Source organism: Labrys neptuniae, from assembly GCF_040797145.1.
In the GTDB taxonomy this organism is placed as follows: Bacteria; Pseudomonadota; Alphaproteobacteria; order Rhizobiales; family Labraceae; genus Labrys; species Labrys neptuniae.
Genome location: NZ_JBFNQD010000002.1, coordinates 730,677 through 748,718, shown reverse-complemented (window position 1 = coordinate 748,718; position 18,042 = coordinate 730,677). Strand labels below are relative to the sequence as shown.

The 18,042-nt window shown below is 65.4% G+C and carries 14 protein-coding genes; 3 read left to right on the top strand and 11 right to left on the bottom strand.

The window, feature by feature from the left end:
• The first annotated feature begins 198 nt into the window (after positions 1-198).
• The gene (htpG, locus tag ABXS05_RS10695; protein ID WP_367623871.1) at positions 199-2,115 is read left to right on the top strand and encodes a molecular chaperone HtpG; all 1,917 of its coding nucleotides are present in this window, start codon (positions 199-201) and stop codon (positions 2,113-2,115) included.
• Positions 2,116-2,361: 246 nt separating this feature from the next.
• Here the strand turns inward: htpG and ABXS05_RS10690 are convergent, their stop codons facing one another.
• From ABXS05_RS10690 to ABXS05_RS10645, 10 genes are all read right to left on the bottom strand, one after another.
• Entirely contained in the window at positions 2,362-3,336 is a 975-nt protein-coding gene (locus ABXS05_RS10690; protein WP_367623870.1) for an ABC transporter permease, read from the bottom strand.
• A 249-nt stretch (positions 3,337-3,585) separates the two neighbouring features.
• Positions 3,586-5,463, bottom strand: coding sequence for a sugar ABC transporter ATP-binding protein (locus tag ABXS05_RS10685; protein ID WP_367623869.1), 1,878 nt, complete (start codon positions 5,461-5,463; stop codon positions 3,586-3,588).
• A gap of 115 nt (positions 5,464-5,578) precedes the next feature.
• Positions 5,579-6,562 carry a substrate-binding domain-containing protein gene (locus ABXS05_RS10680; protein ID WP_149253360.1) on the bottom strand — a complete coding sequence of 328 codons (984 nt, stop codon included), beginning with the start codon at positions 6,560-6,562 and terminating at the stop codon, positions 5,579-5,581.
• A 98-nt stretch (positions 6,563-6,660) separates the two neighbouring features.
• Positions 6,661-7,422, bottom strand: coding sequence for a FadR/GntR family transcriptional regulator (locus tag ABXS05_RS10675; RefSeq protein WP_367623868.1), 762 nt, complete (start codon positions 7,420-7,422; stop codon positions 6,661-6,663).
• A 232-nt stretch (positions 7,423-7,654) separates the two neighbouring features.
• Positions 7,655-8,422: an ABC transporter ATP-binding protein gene (locus tag ABXS05_RS10670; protein ID WP_367623867.1), complete on the bottom strand. Its 768-nt coding sequence runs from the start codon at positions 8,420-8,422 to the stop codon at positions 7,655-7,657.
• A 296-nt stretch (positions 8,423-8,718) separates the two neighbouring features.
• Positions 8,719-10,077, bottom strand: a complete 1,359-nt coding sequence (locus tag ABXS05_RS10665) for an ABC transporter substrate-binding protein (protein WP_367623866.1) — start codon at positions 10,075-10,077, stop codon at positions 8,719-8,721.
• Between the two features lie 98 nt (positions 10,078-10,175).
• Positions 10,176-11,246 carry a branched-chain amino acid ABC transporter permease gene (locus ABXS05_RS10660; protein ID WP_367623865.1) on the bottom strand — a complete coding sequence of 357 codons (1,071 nt, stop codon included), beginning with the start codon at positions 11,244-11,246 and terminating at the stop codon, positions 10,176-10,178.
• Positions 11,247-11,248: 2 nt separating this feature from the next.
• Positions 11,249-12,130: a branched-chain amino acid ABC transporter permease gene (locus ABXS05_RS10655; RefSeq protein WP_367623864.1), complete on the bottom strand. Its 882-nt coding sequence runs from the start codon at positions 12,128-12,130 to the stop codon at positions 11,249-11,251.
• A gap of 9 nt (positions 12,131-12,139) precedes the next feature.
• Positions 12,140-12,910 (bottom strand): ABC transporter ATP-binding protein, encoded by a 771-nt coding sequence (locus tag ABXS05_RS10650; protein ID WP_367623863.1) that lies wholly within the window; start codon positions 12,908-12,910, stop codon positions 12,140-12,142.
• A gap of 5 nt (positions 12,911-12,915) precedes the next feature.
• Complete coding sequence (locus ABXS05_RS10645) at positions 12,916-14,340, bottom strand: LLM class flavin-dependent oxidoreductase (RefSeq protein WP_367623862.1); 1,425 nt, start codon at positions 14,338-14,340, stop codon at positions 12,916-12,918.
• Positions 14,341-14,567: 227 nt separating this feature from the next.
• On the opposite strand from ABXS05_RS10645, the gene ABXS05_RS10640 reads away from it, so the two are divergent.
• Entirely contained in the window at positions 14,568-15,806 is a 1,239-nt protein-coding gene (locus ABXS05_RS10640) for an acyl-CoA dehydrogenase family protein (RefSeq protein WP_367623861.1), read from the top strand.
• A gap of 169 nt (positions 15,807-15,975) precedes the next feature.
• A complete protein-coding gene (locus ABXS05_RS10635) occupies positions 15,976-16,926 on the top strand; it encodes an AEC family transporter (RefSeq protein WP_367623860.1) in 951 nt (316 codons plus the stop codon).
• Positions 16,927-16,936: 10 nt separating this feature from the next.
• On the opposite strand, the gene ABXS05_RS10630 is transcribed toward ABXS05_RS10635, so the two are convergent.
• Positions 16,937-17,857 carry a LysR family transcriptional regulator gene (locus ABXS05_RS10630; RefSeq protein WP_367623859.1) on the bottom strand — a complete coding sequence of 307 codons (921 nt, stop codon included), beginning with the start codon at positions 17,855-17,857 and terminating at the stop codon, positions 16,937-16,939.
• Positions 17,858-18,042: the final 185 nt, after the last annotated feature.

The window sequence follows — 18,042 nt, the reverse complement described above, 5'->3', positions numbered from 1 at the left end:
CCGCGCAATCGGCTTTGCCGATCGTCGCGACGGCGGTTCTTCCTCTCCCGTGAGCGCCGCGTTTCCGGGAGCGGACGAGACGTCCGCGCCCCCGCAGATGCAAGCCTGCTCTTGAATCCCTCGCCGAGATTGTCCATCTGTGCAGCGGCGTTCCCGCCACCCTGTCCCAAGACGATCATCAAGCAAGAGTGAGTTTTCATGAGCGCTGAAGCCGCAAGCGCCGGCCCGGATAGTGCCGCGCCGCAGAGCCATACCTTCGAGGCCGACGTCGCCAAGCTGCTGCATCTGATGGTGCACTCGGTCTATTCCGACAAGGATGTCTTCCTGCGCGAATTGATCTCCAACGCCGCCGATGCCTGCGAGAAGCTGCGCTATGAGTCCCTGTCCGAACCCGCTTTGCTCGGAGAAGACCAGAAGGGGGTGATCCGCATCACCCTCGATGCCGAGGCCAGGCGCATCACGGTCGCCGACAACGGCATCGGCATGAGCGCGGAGGAGATGATCGAGGCGCTCGGCACCATCGCGCGCTCCGGCACCAAGGCCTTCGTCGAGCGACTGGAAACGGCCCAGCAGGCCGAAGGCAGCCAGTTGATCGGCCAGTTCGGCGTCGGCTTCTACTCGACCTTCATGGTCGCCGACAAGGTGGAGGTGTTCTCCCGCCGCGCCGGCAGCGATATCGCCAATGTCTGGAGTTCGGACGGCAAGGGCTCCTACTCGGTGGCGCCGGCCAGCCTCGACGAGGCTCCGGCCCGCGGCACCCGGGTGGTGCTGCATCTGATGGAGGACGCCAAGTCCTACGCCGAAACCTATACGATCGAAAACCTGATCAAGACCCATTCCGGCCATGTGCCGGTGCCGATCCTGCTCGCCGACAAGCCGGATGCCGAGCCGCAGCAGATCGGGGATGGGGCAGCCCTGTGGACTCGCCCGAAGTCGGATATTTCCGAGGCCGATTACACCGATTTCTACCGCAGCGTCGCCGGCCAGTTCGACGATCCAGCGCTTACCATCCACTTCCGCGCCGAAGGCCGGCAGGAATACACGATGCTGGCCTTCGTGCCGGGCTCGCGTCCCTTCGACCTGTTCGACCCCCAGCGCAAGGGCCGCATGAAGCTCTATGTGCGGCGTGTGCTGATCACCGACGAGGCCGACCTGCTTCCCGGCTATCTGCGCTTCGTGCGCGGCCTGATCGATTCCGCCGACCTGCCGCTCAACGTCTCACGCGAAATGATCCAGGAAAGCCCGCTGCTGACGGCGATCCGCAAGGCGGCAACCGGCCGCGTGCTGGGAGACCTCGAGAAGCTGGCCACCTCGGACGCCGCAGCCTATGCGAAGGTCTGGGAGAACTTCGGCTCTGTCCTGAAGGAAGGCCTTTACGAGGACTTCGAGCGCCGCGACGCCCTGCTCGGCCTCGCCCGCTTCAAGAGCACGGTTTCGGGCGGCGAATGGCGTTCGCTCAAGGACTACATCGCCAGCCTCAAGGACAACCAGACGGCGATCTATTATCTCGCCGGCGACGATGCCAAGCGCCTGGAGAACTCGCCCCACATCGAGGGCTTCCGCGCTCGTGGCATCGAGGTGCTGCTGCTCTCCGATCCGGTCGACAGCTTCTGGGTGACCTCGGCACTCGGCTTCGAAGGCAAGCCCTTCAAGTCGGTGACGCAGGGCGCCGCCGACCTCGACCTGATCCCGCTCGCCGAAAAGCCGGAGGAGCAGACCCCGGAAGTGAGCGCGGCGATCGCCTCCTACATCGCCTATCTCAAGACCACGCTGGGCGATGACGTTTCCGACGTGCGCGCCTCCGAGCGCCTGACCTCCAGCGCAGTCTGCCTGGTGGCGCCCGATAACGGCATGGACAAGCGCATGGAGCAGATCCTGGCCAGCGCCGGCAAGCTCGACGGCGCCCTGCAGAAGCCGATCCTGGAGATCAATCCGCGCCACGCCCTGGTGACGCGCCTCGCCACCGCGCGCGAGGCCGGCGGCGATACCGCCTTCATCGAGAGCGCCACGCGACTGCTGCTCGACGAGGCCCGTATCCTCGACGGCACGGTGCCCACCGATCCGGCCGGCTTTGCCGAGCGCCTGTCGCAGGTGCTGGCCAAGAGCCTCGGTTAAGTTTGGGGGGCGGGTCTTCGGACCCGCTTCTCTCGTTCAAGCACGGCGCTTTGAGGCGCCTCTGAGGAGGTTGATGGAAGAGTCCCAGCAAGCCGAGAAATGCTCAATTTTGTCATGCCCGGACTTCGTCCTGGGCACCCAGATACCCAACGTATCAAGCTTGTGGCCGCTGGATCACCGGGCCAAAGCCCGGTGATGACAAAGGTCGAGGTTCTCTCGATTCTCAAGCCAGGCTCTCAAGTCCCCTCACCGTCCCGCCCGTTGCCCGATCAGGCGCTCGAACAGCAGCGCCACGATGATGATGGTGCCGATGGCCGAGCCCTGCCAGAAGGGCGAGACGCCCATCAGATTGAGGCCGTTGCGGATCATCACCATGATCAGGACGCCGATCAGCGTGCCGATGATCGAGCCCCGCCCGCCGAACAGGCTGGCACCGCCGATCACCACGGCGGCAATGGCGTCGAGCTCCCAGGCATTGCCCATCAGCGGATCGGCCGAGAGGATCTGGCCGATCGAGAAGGTGATCGCCACGGCCGAAAGCGCCCCCGAAATCACATAGGGCAGGATGGAATAGAACATCACGCTGAGGCCCGCTGCCCGCGCCGCCTCCTTGTTGGAGCCGACGGCATAGATGGTGCGCCCGCCCTTGGTATAGGTCAGATAGGCCCAGGCGACGAGATAGAGCAGCGCCAGGAACAGCACGTTGGAGGGAATGCCCAGGACATCGGTATAGACGATGGCCTGCATGGAATCGGGGATCGAGGCGATGGCCGTCTGGCCCGAGAGGATATAGGCGAGGCTGCGGCCGATCGCCATCACGCCCAGCGTCACCACGAAGGCCGCGAGCCCGAAATAGGCGATCAAGACGCCCGAAATCAGGCCGATGCCGGCTCCACTGAGGATGGCGAGCGCCACGGCCAGGGCCGGCGGATAGTGCTGCACGGCCAGGCCCAGGACAATGCCGGTCAGGCCGGCGACAGACCCGACCGAAAGATCGATGCCGCCGGTCAGGATGACGAAGGTCATGCCGACGGCAACGATGCCGATCACCACCGACTGGTCGAGGATGTTGAAGATGTTCGACCGTGTCAGGAAATAGGGCGACAGCAGCGACAGGCAGACCGCCAGCACGATGGCAAGGCCGAGCATGCGCACTTCGAGCCGCCCCGTCAGCCAGCCGAGACGCCGTCGCGTGGGATCGGGAGAGGTGGTTGAGGTCATATGGCGATCCCGGAACTTGTGGTGAAGGACGGACGAATGGAACGGCTGAGCGAGATGAACCCTTGAAGGACAAAGCACCACGCCGAAGTCCCCTCGCCCCGCTTGCGGGGAGAGGATAGAGGTGAGGGGCTACGCTTAGCCCTATCTGCACGCACCACGCCGCCCCTCACCCTTACCCTCTCCCCGTAAGTACGGGGCGAGGGAGCGGTAAGCGTCGTGGTTTCAAAACACGATCGTCGCATCGGCCGCCTACAGTGTTGCAGCGAGTTCGGCGACACGGCTGCGGACGATTTCGGGGGATGGCAGGGCGGCGCCCTGCGGCAGCGTGAGGCCGACCCAGCCGAGATCGTGCCCGCGGGGGCTGACGATCGGCAGGAGCAAAGTCGAGCGCGAGCCGTCCGGCTCCGGCATGAAGACGGGTTCGCGCCCGGCCAGCGCCGCGGCGATGCGGGTCGCGGAGAGCGGCTTCACCTCACCGGCTGCAAAGCCCGGCTCGGCCGCCTTGTCGGCGGTGACGAGGTTGAGGCAGATTAGGCGGTCCTGGTCGATCAGGGCCCAGAAGCCGGCGCCGCCGCATTCGCCCGTCAGGCCGCGCAGGACTTCGGTATTGCGGGCCATCGAGGTGCGCGGCGCCGCCAGCAAGGTGAGCTTCTCCTCGTCGAGCAGGTCGGCAGGCAGGTCGGCCACGCTGGTGCCGTCGCTGATGACGACGATACGGTGCGACAACCCCAGCAATTCCTCGAAATCGGACGACACCACCACGACGGCGACACCCTTGGCGGCAATGTCGCGCAGGATCGCATAGATCGAGGCGCGGGTGCCGATATCGACGCCCTTGGTGGGTTCGTCGAGAATCAGCACGCGCGGTTCGAGCAGCAGCCAGCGCGCGATGATGATCTTCTGCTGCATGCCGCCCGAGAAGTTGAGCATGTTGGCGTCGAGCAGGCGGTCGGGCGGCAGGCCAAGGCTCTTGAGCAGTGCATCGACCGCCTTTTCGCGGCTGCGATAGCCGACGCCGAAGCCCCGATGTGCGCCGAGATGGGCGAGCAGCAGATTCTCCTTCACCGACAGGTCGGGCACGATGTTCTGCGAGCGCCGGTCCTCGGCCACGAAGCCGATGCCGGCCCTCACCGCCTGCGCCGGCTTGCGCGGATCGATCGGCTTGCCGTCGACGAGGATGGTGCCGGCGCTGCGAGGCCTCAGGCCGAAAATGGCCTCCACGGTTTCCGAGCGCCCGGCGCCGACCAGGCCGCCCAGCCCCAGGATCTCGCCGCGGCGGACCTGGAAGGAAACGTTGCGGACCAGGGGCGGCGTCGCCAATCCCTTGACCTCCAGGGCAATCGGCGCGTCCTTGGCCGTCCCGTCCACATCCCGCGCATAGATGGCGCCGACATCCTGGCCGACCATGTGGCGGATGAGTTCGGCCTGGCTCAGGCTGGCGGTCGCGAGCGAAGCCGCCACCGTGCGCCCCTCGCGCATGATGGTGACGCGATCGGTGATGGCGAAGACTTCCTCGAGCCGATGCGAGACGAAGACGAGCCCGCGCCCATCCGCCCTGAGCCGCGCCATGATGTCGAACAGGCGCTCGACCTCGCTCGGGCTCAGTGACGAGGTGGGTTCGTCGAAAATGATCAGCTTGGCGTTGACGCCGAGTGCCTTGGCGATCTCGACGAGCTGGCGCTGGGCCGCCGACAGGCGTCGCACCTCGACGTCGAGGGGCAGGGCATCGCCCTGGCCGAGCACCGAGAGCAATTCGGCCCCGCGTCGATGCAGCGCCGAATAGGACAAGCGCCCCGGCCGGCCGAGTTCGGGCAGGAAGATGTTCTCGGCGACGCTGAGGTCCGGCACCAGGCTCGTCTCCTGCATCACGATGGCGATGCCGATATCGAGCGCGTCACGGGTGGAACGCAGCCGCACGGAGCGGCCGCGATAGACGAGATCGCCCTCGTCCGGCCTGACATGGCCTGAAATCACCTTGGACAGGGTCGACTTGCCGGCGCCATTGGCACCAAGCAGGCCATGGACTTCGCCGGCGCGCAGCTCGAAGCCGGCCCCCGCCAGAGCGCGGGTGCGGTCGAAGGTCTTGGCGACGCCGGTGGCGACCAGCAGGGGTTCGATAGCAGGCAAGAAAGGCTCCTGGATGGCGTTGGTTCCTGGGACCGCTGGCTTCCAAGCCGGCTCTTGGAAACACCGCATTTAACGGTGAGGAAGTGCCGGCTGGAAGCCGGCGGTCCCAGCATGCTCACTTCATCTCGTTGGCGAACACCGTCTCCTTCACGATGGGCAGCTCCTTGTCGATATTCTCGCTGGTCACCACCAGGATCGGCACCGAGACTTCCTTCTCCACCGTGCCGCCGGCGAGCTTAGCCAGCAGGGCCTCGCCCGACTTCTGGCCCATCAGATAGGGCTGCTGCATGCCGGAGGCGACGATCTGCTTGGACTTGAGGAGATCGACGAATTCCGGGATGCCGTCGAAGGCCGCGACCAGCAGGTCCGAACCGCGACGTGCCGCCTTGATGGCGCGCAGGGCGCCCAGGGCCGGCTGGTCGGTCTGGATGAACAGGCCGCGCATGTCCGGATTGGCGGTCAGCATGTCCTGGGTGAACTTGAAGGTCTCGTCCGTCGTATAGGATTGCATTTGCTGCAGCCCCGCCTCCTTGCCGGTCCAGCCGCCGGCTGCAAGGCCGTCCCGGAAACCCTTGGTGCGGGCCTGGCCGTTCTTGCGGGCCTGCGAGATGGTGATGAGGCCGACCGAGCCGCCCTCCCACCCCTTGGCCTTGAGCGCGGCAGCCAGCGCCTCGCCCACGCCCTTGGCGCCGTCATAATTGTTGGAGATGATGAAGGAGGCGTAGTCGCCGCTATTGGTGCCGATATCGCCGATCACCACCGGGATCCCCGCCTTGGCGGCCAGCGCCAGCACGCTCGGCGCGGTGGAGGAATCGGTCGGCGAGATCACGATGCCCGCCACGCCCTTGGCGATCGAATCCTGGGCGTTCTGCAACTGCGTCTGCGGGCTGTTGTGGGAATCGAGCGCCTGGAAACCGTAGCCCTTGGCCTTGGCGGCGGATTCGACGCCCTTGGCGAGATAGCGCCAGAACGGCAGGTCGAGGCCCGGCGTCAGATAGACGATATCCTTGCCGGCGGCCCTTGCCGGTTGGAAGCCGAGGCTGCCGGTACCGGCCAAGGCGGCGCCGGCCGCAAGCTGCAGGAACGTTCTTCTCTTCATAGTATCCTCCCTCCCGCCCTCGGGCGGCTCCAACGGTTCTTTTCCGGCCATTACAGGCTCTTTGTCTTGGAAAGCGGGCCTTCTTTCTCAGGCCCGTTTCACGTATGCGGCAACACAGCCTCCTCCTCGAGGATGGAGCGCGTGCTGGCATAGATCCTGTCGAGATGAATGCCGAAGGCCTCGACGACGGCCCGGGGATCCCGGGCATGCAACCCTGCCAGGATGGCGGCATGGTCCTGGCAGCTCTGGGCGATCGCACCCGGCCGCGACACGGCCTTGCGTCGATGCGCCATGGCATAGAAATAGAGATCGACGACGAAGTCGGCGAGGAGGTCGTTGCCGCAGGACCGGTAGATCGCGGCATGGAACTCGCGATCGCAGATCAGGAAGCGGACGGGATCGTCGAGGGCCTCGCGCTGCGTTTGCAGCGAGGCGTCGAGCATGGCGAGCGTCTCGTCATCGATGCGCCGCGCCGCCTCCTCGACCACCGGGCGCTCGACCAGCAGGCGGGCGGCATGGATGGCCTCGATGTCGTAGCTGTTGATCAGTTTCGGCTCGCGCGCGCCGATCGCCAGCGAACCGACCTCGGCGCTGAGCACGCGGGTGCGGGCCCCTTGCGAAATGGCAATGATGTCGCGCGCGGCCAGAATCTGCAGGGCCCCACGCACCGTCTCGCGGCTGACCTGCAGGGCCACGGCAAGATCGCGCTCGCTCGGCAAGGCCTCGCCGACCTGCAGCATGCCCGCCGCGATCAGGGAGGCGAGCTTGTCGGCGACGAGTTCACGCACATTGCGCCTGACAACGCCGTGGCGCAGCTCGGGCACGCGTTCGAACACCGAAAGGGCAGTGGGCAGGTTCATCGGAGTGGCGCTTGGAAACGACGCTCGGCATCTGATCTACTGGACCAGCCAGCAGACCAGTTAGGCCAAGTTTTCGGCGGGGTGTCAAGCGGTAGATGAGTAATGGTCTGACGAGTGGGAGGACGGCGAGGTGAGCCTGGGACCGCCAGCATCCTGCCGGCTGTTGGAACCATCGCGCCTGAAGGTAGAAAGAGCCAGCAGGATGCTGGCGGTCCCAGGAATATTCAAGGTTTTACCGGGCCCCGCCGAGATAGAAGGCCTTCACATCCTCGCGTGCCGCGAGGTCGGCGGCCGGCCCCGCAGCGGCGACACGGCCGTTTTCGAGAATATAGCCGTAATCGGCATGGCGCAGCGCCAGTGCGGCATTCTGTTCGGCCACCAGGAAGCTCACGCCCTGTTCGCGATTGAGGGTGCGGATGATCTCGAAGATCTCCTGCACCACGATCGGTGCGAGGCCCATCGAAGGCTCGTCGAGCAGTACCAGCCTGGGCTTGGTCATCAAGGCCCGCCCGATGGCGGCCATCTGCTGCTCGCCGCCCGAGGTCAGGCCCGCCTTGGTGCGGCGCTTATGCTTCAGGCGCGGGAACCAGGCATAGATCTGCTCGAGATCCTGCGCGATCTGCCGCCGGCCTGGGCGACGCAGGAAGGCGCCGGAGAGAAGATTCTCCTCGATGGTGAGCTGGGCAAAGCAATGGCGCCCCTCCAGCACCTGCACCACGCCCCGCGCCACCAGGACGGCGGGGGTCAGGCGGCTGATCGGCTCGCCCCGCCAGGAGATACTGCCGCGCGTGACGGTACCCCGCTCCGGGCCGAGCAGGTTGGAGATCGCCTTCAGCGTGGTCGATTTGCCCGCGCCATTGGCACCGAGCAGCGCGACCACAGCGCCATCATCGACGGAGAGGGACACGTCCCTGACAGCCAGGATCGCCTGGTAATGCACCTCGATGCCGGCGACATCGAGGAAGGCGTTCGTGCGCGGCACGGCCGATGGTTCGCTCATCGGACCACCTCCAAGAGCGTTTTGCCGGAGAATGTGCTCTCTAGCCGGAGTTCGCCAGGAAGCACGGCCCAGTGGCGAAGAGCGCAACGCCGACCGCCCCTTCGCCCCGTTCTCACGGGGAGAAGGTAAGGATGAGGGGCAGCACGCCGGGTACAAAATTGAGAAGCACGCTGCCCCTCACCTCTATCCTCTCCCCGCAAGCGGGGCGAGGGGGCGCGAGCGTCGCGCTCCTTCGTCAACCTCACCATCTCGCACATCCCTCCTCATTGCGCTTCAGCTAGCTGCTCCGGCCCCGCTCAGTTGGTCTGGGCCACCGGCGTGATGCCCTTCTCCTGGGCATAGGCGGCCGCCTTGGCGCGGATGGTCTCGGCAAAGAGCGAGGCATCGGCCTTGATCCAGTCGGTCAGCGTGGTCCACGACTTGCCGTCCCACTGGATGATCTTGGCCGCGACGGTCTCGCCCTTGTGGTTCGCCGGCGAGGTCTTCAACGGCGAGATCAGGCCCTGGGCGCCCAGTTCGGCGATGCGCTTGTCATCGATGTTGAGGTTTTCCAGGGCCCAGCGGCCTTCCTCGGCGGTGAGGGGGCGGTTGCCGAACTTCTTGTGCCCGACGCGCAGGGCTTCCACGAAGGTGATCGCCTCGATCACCCCGTAATTGTAGTAGACCGTGCCGAACTTGCTCTTGTCCTTGAGATCGCTCTTGCCGGCGTCGACGATCTTCTCCTTCAGCGTCTTGATGATGCCGTAGTCAGTTCCGGGCGGAAACACCGAGACGGCGAGATAGCCCTTGGCGGCGCTGCCGGCCGGGCGGGCATCGTCCTCCGAGCCGCTCCAGATGTCGCCGATGATGCGATCGGCCGGAAAGCCCACGCGCGCCGCCGTCTTGATGCCCACCGGCGTCATCACGCCCCAGCCGCGCAGGAACACCCAGTCGGCGCCCGCACTGCGGATCTGCTGCCATTGCGCCTGCTGCTGCTCGCCGGGATGGGGCACCGGGATCTGGATGTCGGTGAAGCCGTATTTCTTGGCGAGAATGCCGAGCGGCTCGATCGTGTCACGGCCATAGCCGGAGTCATGATAGAGCGTGGCGATCTTGACGCCCTTGAGCTTGTCGTAGCCGCCGGATTTTTGGGCGATGTAGTCGACGATGATCTGGGCTTCGCTCCAATAGTCGAAGATCAGCGGATATTGATAGGGGAAGACCCGCCCGTCGGTGGCGATGTTCTGGCCGCCGCCCGGCGAGACGATCGGCACCTTGTCGATGCGCGCCTTGTCGGTGAGCGCCACGTCCAGGCCGCTGGAATGGGGATAGATCGCCGCCGTCGGCGCGCCGTCATAGCCGTTCTTGTAGCGTTCGTAGCATTCGATGCCCCGCTCGATCGTATAGGCCGTCTCGCATTCCTGGATCAGGATCTTGACGCCGTCGACCCCGCCTTCGACCTCGTTGATATAGGTCAGATAGTCCCGGTTGCCGGCGCCGAAGGGGATGAAGGAGGGCGCGTAGGGGCCGGTACGATAGGTGAAGAGCGGATAGAGCTGCTCGTTCTTGTGGTCCTGGGCCATGGCCGGGCCGGCGGCCGCAAGAGCGGCCAGGCCAACGCCTGCAAAGCCGAGCCCGGTCGCCAGTGCGAGGGCCTTGATGAGGGAGGGTGACATCCGGTTCGTCTCCATTCGGTTGGGATGTTCGAGGGCGCAGCTCTCCCGTCGGCGGAAATGACGTCCGCTTTTCGGGATGCAGAGGGTGGGAGGTTTGTTCAGTCCCCGGTAGCGGCGGCTGCCGGCCGCCGCCGCGGCAGGCGGATCCGCCTCACTAGGCGTGCGAGACCGTCGGGCTCCTTGATCAGCAGCGCGATGATGATCACGCCAAAGATGATGTGCTGGATATTGGCGAGCGCCCCCTGGTCGGCCAGGAACTGCAGGCCGGTGAGCGGGGCGAGGCGGTCGAGCAGGATCGGCATCAGCACGATGAAGGCCGCGCCGAGGAAATTGCCGGCCAGGGTGGCGGTGCCGCCGATCAGCACGATGAACAGCACCTGGAAGGACTTGTCCAGGTTGAAGGCATGGGCATCTGCGGTGCCGAGATAGCCGAAGGCCCAGAGCGCGCCGGCAATGCCGCAGACGAAGGAACTGATGGCAAAGGCGAGGAGCTTGCGACTGGCGACATGGATGCCGATCACGGAGGCGGCCGTGTCCATGTCGCGGATCGCCATCCACTCGCGTCCGACGCGGCTTTTGACCACCGCGTAGGCAAAGGCGATCAGCGCGGCCGCCGTCACCGCCACCAGGAGATAGCGCCCCGTCGCCGAGGTGAGGTCATGGCCGAGGAATTGCAGCCGCGGCGCCGAGATGGTGAGGGACTGGCTACCGTTCGAAAACCAGTTGTAATTGGTGAACAGCCATTCGAAGAAGAACTGGGCGCCGAGCGTCGAGGCCCCGAGATAGAAACCCTTGATGCGCAGGCTCGGCAGGCCGAAGACGATGCCCGCCGCCGCCGCGATCAGGCCTGCCAGCACCAGCACCACCGGCAGCGGCAGGAACGGCGCGCGAAGCAGGAGATTGTAGCTCGCAAAGGCGCCGACCGACATGAAGGCGGCCGAGCCGAGCGACACCAGCCCGGTATAGCCCATCAGGAGGTTGAGGCCGAGGCCGGCCACGCCCATCACCAGGGTGGGGATGATGATGGAGGAAAGCCAGTAGTCGCTGGCGATGAGGGGCACGACCACCAAACTTACCGCCAGCGAGGCGGCGACGGCGAAGAAGCGGGGATTGAGGCTGCGGCCCTGCGACAGGACGAGGCCTTCGCCGGATTGCGATAGGAGGGACATCGCTAGACCCTTTCGATGGCGCGGTCACCGAACAGCCCGGCCGGACGCACCAGCAGGAAGGCCACGGCGAGGATATAGGCGAACCAGGTCGACACGCTGCCCTGCAGCAGCGGCCCCAGATAGATGTCCACCAGGGCTTCTGCGGCGCCGACCAGGAGGCCGCCGACGATGGCGCCCGGCACGGAGGAGAAACCACCGATGATCAGCACCGGCAGGGCCTTCAACGTCACCAGCGACAGCGAATATTGCACACCCTGGCGGGCACCCCAGACCAGGCCGGCAACCAGAGCGACGATGCCGGCCACGCTCCAGACGATGCGCCAGATCGTCGGCAGGCGGATGCCGATCGACTGGGCGGCGAGCGTGTCGTCGGCGACGGCCCGGAGCGAAATGCCCATGCGGGTGCGGTCGAACAGGATGGAAAGCACCACCACCAGGACGAGGGCGCCGCCGGAGACGAAGAGATCGAACTGGCTGATCGAGAGGCCCGCGACCGAGATCGGCACGTCGTCGATGCCGAGATCGAGCATGTGCACGTCCGAGCCCATCAGCAATTGCGCCAGCCCCTCGATCACGAAGGTGAGGCCGAGGGTCGCCATGAACAGGGTCAGCGCATCGCGATTGACCAGGGGGCGCAGGACGAGGCGCTCGATCAGGACCGCACCGAAAACCATCACCGCGACGGTCAGTAGGATCGCGGCCCAGAACGGCACCTCGCGCTCGACCAGCGTCACGAAAGTGAGGGTAGCGAACAGCAGCATGGCGCCCTGAGCAAAATTGAAGACGCCGGAAGCCTTGTAGATCAGCACGAAGCCGATGGCGACCAGGCCGTACATCACACCGGCGAGGAGGCCACCGATCAGGGTTTCGAGGAAAAAGGCCATGACGATCCCTCAGTGAACCGTGCCGAGATAGGCGGCGATGACATCGGGATTCTCGCGTACGGCATCGGGCGTGCCGTCGCCGACCTTGCGGCCGTAATCGAGCACGACGACGTGGTGGGCGAGGCCCATCACGATGCCGATATCGTGTTCGATCAGCACGATGGTGGTGCCCAGCTTGCCGTTCACATCGGCGATGAGGCGGCTCATCGCCTGCTTTTCCTCCTGGTTCATGCCGGCCATGGGCTCGTCCAGGAGCAGCAGTTTCGGCCAGGCCGCCAATGCACGAGCGAGGTCGACGCGTTTCTGCAGGCCATAGGGCAGCGTGGACACGACCGTGTTGGCATGGCGCTCCAGGCCGAGAAAGCCGAGAATCTCGTGCGTGCGCGCTTCGAAGCGCCAGCGTTCCGCGGCATCCCGCCCCACCCGGAAGATGTTCTCCACGAAACTCGCGCGGCCCCAGCGCGCCAACCCCGCCTTGACGTTCTCGACGACGCTCAACCTGTCGAAGAGGGCGTTGTGCTGGAAGGTCCTGCCGATGCCGAGATGGGCTGCCTTGTAGGGATGGATCGCCTCGAACCTGGCGCCGTCGAAGACGACATCGCCGTCGTCGGCCCGGTAGACGCCATTGATCACATTGAGAAGGGAGCTCTTGCCGGCGCCGTTGGGTCCGATCAGCGCGCAAATCTCCCCCTGCTCGACCGAAAAGCTCAGCCGGCTCAAGGCGCTGACGCCCTTGAAGGACAAGGAGACGTCGTGAAGCTGCAGGAGAGGCGCCGGCATCGGTATCACCGTCCGGCGGCGAGGCGCGAGACACCGGCCTCGCGTTCGGCCGCCTCGCGGCGCTTCACCGCCTCGATGTCGCGATAGGCGTGGGCGGGATGGCTCGCCGGCAGATAGGGGCCTTCGCCGAACAGTTTTTCGCGCAGCGTGCCCGGCTTGTAGGCGGTGGGATAGGCCCCGCGCTTCTGCAATTCCGGCACGAGATAGCCGACGGCGTCCTCGAAGCTCTCGGGCGTTACCGCATAGGCGAGGTTGAAGCCGTCGACATCGGTCTCCTCGACCCATTCCTGCAGCGTGTCGGCGATATGGGAAGCCGAGCCGACGAAAACCGGGCCGAGGCCACCAATGCCGCCCCAGCGTGCCAGTTCCTCCATGGTCCAGGTCTTGTCCTCGCCGGCGAAATGCTCGACCACCGAGATGATGGCATTGGTCTCGACCTTCTTGATCGGATCGCTGGGCGCATATTGGCCGAAATCGATGCCGCTCCAGCCGGAGAGGAAGACCAGCGAGCCGTCATAGGAGGTATAGGACTGATAGTCCTTGAACTTGGCCTGCGCCTTGGCCTCGGTCTCGTCGACGATCACCGTGGTGAGGTTGTAGATCAGGATCTTGCGCGGATCACGGCCGGCGGCGGCGGCCTGGCGGCGGATATCGGCGACATAGGCCTTCAGCAGCGACTTGGTCGGTGCCGCTACGAAGACGCATTCGGCGTGACCGGCGGCAAAGGCCTTGCCCGGCCCGGAGGCACCGGCCTGGTAGAGCACCGGCGTGCGCTGCGGCGAGGGTTCGGTAAGCTGGTAGCCGGGCACCTCGAAATATTTGCCCTTGTGGCCGATCTCATGGACCTTGTCGGGATCGGTGAAGATGCGGTTCTCGCGGTCTCGCCGCACCGCCCCTTCCTCCCAGGAGCCTTCCAGGAGCTTGTAGAGCACCTCGACATATTCGCTGGCGACTTCGTAGCGGTTGTTGTGCTGGCGCAGGCCGCCCTGGCTGATGTTCTTGGCGCCGCTCTCCAGATAGGAGGTGACGATGTTCCAGCCGACGCGGCCCTTGCTGTGATGATCGGCCGTGGCGAGGCGCCGGGCGAAGGTATAGGGATGCTCGAAGGAGGTCGATGCGGTGATGCCGATGCCCAGATGCTCGGTGGCCAGCGCGATCGGGGCCGCCAGCTGCAGGGGGTCGTTGACCGGGATCTGCGCGGCCTGTTGGATGGCGTGGTAGTTCGAGCCCTTGTAGACGTCGTAATAGCCGATGACATCGGCGATGAAGATGCCGTCGAAGATGCCCTTCTCCAGCGTCCGCGCCAGATCCTGCCAGTAGTCGAGATCCTTGTATTTCCACGATTTGTCGCGCGGATGCGCCCACAGGCCCGGCGATTGATGGCCCACGCAATTCATATCGAAGGCGTTGAAGCGTATTTGGCGGGGCATTCCAATCTCCACATCTGAAACAGCGTCGGTGCCGCGGCTCTGAAACAGCGGCGAGGCCGCACCCGGCTACCGCGTCGGACTGTTCCTATGAAAACGTTCTGCAAACTAAATGTCTAGTATTTTTATAGAGAATATATACAAAATGAATGGAATCGACGCCGCTGCGGGCCGGAAAGGCCGTCGTCCAGGCGTCGAGTCACTCGATAAAACCCAAGAGAATCAGATAGATGACACAGAAGGCATCGACAGTGGCGGCAGGCTGGGGCAGCGGGCCGGGACATAATTACAACGACCTCGCCGCCACCTTCCGCCCCGTCTTCGATCGCATCCGCGCGGGTGCCGTCGAACGGGAGCTCAATCGCACCTTGCCGCATGAGCCGATCGGCTGGCTCAAGGATGCCCGCTTCGGCGCCTTGCGCGTGCCGGAAAAGGACGGCGGCTTCGGTGCCAGCCTGCCGCAGCTCTTCGCCCTCCTGATCGAATTGTCCCACGCCGATTCCAACGTCACGCAGGCCCTGCGCGCCCATTTCGGTTTCGCCGAGGACATCGTCAATGCCCGCGCGCAGGATCGCCGCGACCGTTGGCTGCCGCGCCTCTCCCGGGGCGAGATCACCGGCAGCGCCTGGACGGAGATCGGTGAAGCAAGGCAGGCCGCCTTCTCCACCATCGTGAAGCTTGGGGACGGCAAGGCCGCCTCCGTCACGGGCGCCAAATATTACACGACCGGTTCCCTCTTCGCCGACTGGATCGACATCGGCGCCAGCGGCGAGGAGGGCCAGTCGCTTTCGGCGACGGTCGCCCGCCATGCGCCGGGCGTCGACGTGATCGACGACTGGGACGGCTTCGGCCAGATCCTCACCGCCAGCGGCACCACCACCTTCACCGATACACCTGTCGACCCCGCCGATGTCGTCATCGATGACGACCGCTTCAAATATTCGGCCGCCTTCTACCAGCTGGTGCATCTGGCAACGCTCGCCGGCATCGGGCGCGCCGCCAGCGACGACGTCGCCAAGGCGGTGAAGGCCCGCCGCCGCAGCTATTCCAACGCCCCCTCCCCGCGCCCCAGCGAGGATGCCCAGGTGCTGCAGGTGGTCGGCCGGATCCGCGGCGCAGCCTATTGCGCCAGTGCCATCGTGCTCAAGGCCGCCGAGGCCGTGCAGCACGCCTTCGACACCCGCTTTGCCGGCGACGCGGCGGCGGAGGAAGCGGCCAATGCCGTCGCCGAGCTCGAGGTGGCGCAGGCCCAGACCGTGGTCACCACCCTGATCCTCGAAGCTTCCACCATCGTGTTCGACGCCCTCGGCGCTTCCGCCACGCAGCGCTCCGCCGCCCTCGACCGCCACTGGCGCAATGCGCGTACCCTCTCCTCGCACAATCCCCGCATCTACAAGGATCGCATCATCGGGGACTTCGCCGTCAACGGCACGCCGCCGCCCTATCAATGGCGCATCGGGCAGGTGTGAGGGCATGCTCCTTACCCTCCCCTGGAGGGGGAGGGTAGAGTTCGCCGCCGCTTCCTGTCACGAGGAGACCCCCACGACATCTCCCATTTGACGGAATCACCAGGCATTGCGAGATCTTGGGGCATAAGGAGGCAGCACAAGCGGCCTGCCCGAACGCCCCAAGGAGCCGATGTCACCTCTGGTCGAAACCGTGCTGTTCGTCTTCGGCCTGGTCGCGCTCGGTTATGGTGCGGGGGCAAGCGGCTATCTCAAGGCAGCGACCGGCGACGCCCTTTCCGATTTCGCCGTCCGCGTGGCCCTGCCGCTGCTGCTGTTCCGCACCATGGTCACCTCCAGTTTCCACGGCTCGGCGCCCTGGCAGTTATGGGCCACCTATTTCACCGCCGTCATCGTGGCCTGGATCGCCGGCCACCTGGCGATCACCCGCCTGTTCCAGCGTGACGGACAGGCCGGTGTGATCGGCGGGGTCTCTTCCGCCTTCTCCAATCTGGTGCTGCTCGGCATTCCCTTCATGCTCGGCGTCTTCGGCAATGAAGGCTTCGAAATCCTGTCGCTGATCATCTCGGTGCATCTGCCCACCATGCTGATGGCCTCGATCCTGCTGTTCCACTGGTTCGGGCCACGGCGCCAGGAGCCGCTGCATCCCCTGGCGGTCATTCACGACTTCCTGCGCAGGCTGCTCACCAATCCCCTGATCATCGGCATCTTTGCCGGCCTCGCCTGGCGGGCAAGCGGCATTGCCCTGCCTGCTATCGCCAATCGCTTCGTCGACGCCCTCGCCGACGTGGCCGGGCCGATCGCCCTGTTCGCCATGGGCCTCGGCCTGAAGAAGTTCGGGCTGACAGGCAATCTCAAGCCGGCTCTGCTCCTGTCCGGCCTGAAACTGCTGCTGATGCCGGCCGTCGCCCTCGCCGCCGCCTGGCTGTTCGGCCTGCCGCCTTTCCCGGCCAAGGTGGCCGTGGCCGCAGCGAGCCTGCCGTCGGGCGTAAACTCCTATCTGATCGCGATCCAGCTCAAGACGGAGCAATCCCTGGCTTCCAACCAGATCACCATCGCCACCGCCTTTTCCGTGGTGACGACCGCTTTCTGGCTCGAGATCGCCACCATGCTGCTGGGCTGAAGGGTGTCCTTCAGACCGCCTCTTCGTCCGGATCCCGCGTCCAGGGCGCGAAGATCTCGGCCGCGAATTCCACGAAGGCCCGGATCTTGCGATCACGCGTGGCGCGCTTGGAGTAGAGCGCCCAGACCTCGGCATCCTCGGCCCGGTGCCAGTCCGGCAGGACGATCTCGAAGGGCTGGTCTCCAGCCCGGTTGGCCATCAGCCGGGTGGACACCAGGGCAATGCCGGCTCCCTTGAGCATCTGGCGGATGATGGTGTCGGATTCGTTCGACATCAGGATCGGGCGGACGGCGACCTCGACTTCGGCCCCGGCCTTGCTTCTCAGCCGCCAGGTGGTCAGGAACTCTCCCGGCCCATGCGCCAACACGGCATGATTGGAAAGCTCCTGCGGCGAGGCAGGGCGCCCGGCGCGCTCGAGATAAGAGGGGCTCGCAAGCAGGCGCGCCCGCGATCGCCCCAGGCGCCGGGCCACATAGCTGGAATCGGGCAGCACGCCCGTCCGCAGCGCCACGTCGAAGCCATGCTCCACCAGATCGAGCGGATGGTTGTCGAAGGTCAGCGCCAGCCTGATCCTGGGATAGCGGCGGCGGAACTCCTCCAGAGCCGGTTCCAGCGCGATCAGGCCGAGGGCATAGGGAACCAGGAGGCGCAGCGTGCCCTCCGGCTCTGTCCTCAAGGCGCGGACCGACAGATCGGCTTCCTCCAGGATCTCCTCGGCGAGGCTGCAGCGTTCGTAAAAATCGCGCCCGGCTTCGGTGAGCGACACGCGCCTCGTCGTCCGGTTGAGCAGGCGCACGCCGAGATCCTCCTCGAGCGCCGTGACGCGCCGGCTCACCGTGCTCAGCGGCAGGCCGAGCTGGCTCGCCGCGGCGGTGAAACCGCCCCTTTCGACCACGCGCAGGAAGATCCAAAGACTCTGGAGATTGTGCAATCGGCACTCCGATGGAATCATGCCAAGCCTCGAAAATGCTTACGCATTCCCGGCTTGGACACCTGGCGTTTTTCGACACCAAATCAAAGAGTTGGCGAAAACCACCAGAAGGAACCGAGAGACGTTGAAAATGACTCTCGGTATTATTCCATATTCAGCAATAGTTTTTGCCAAATAGCCATAGT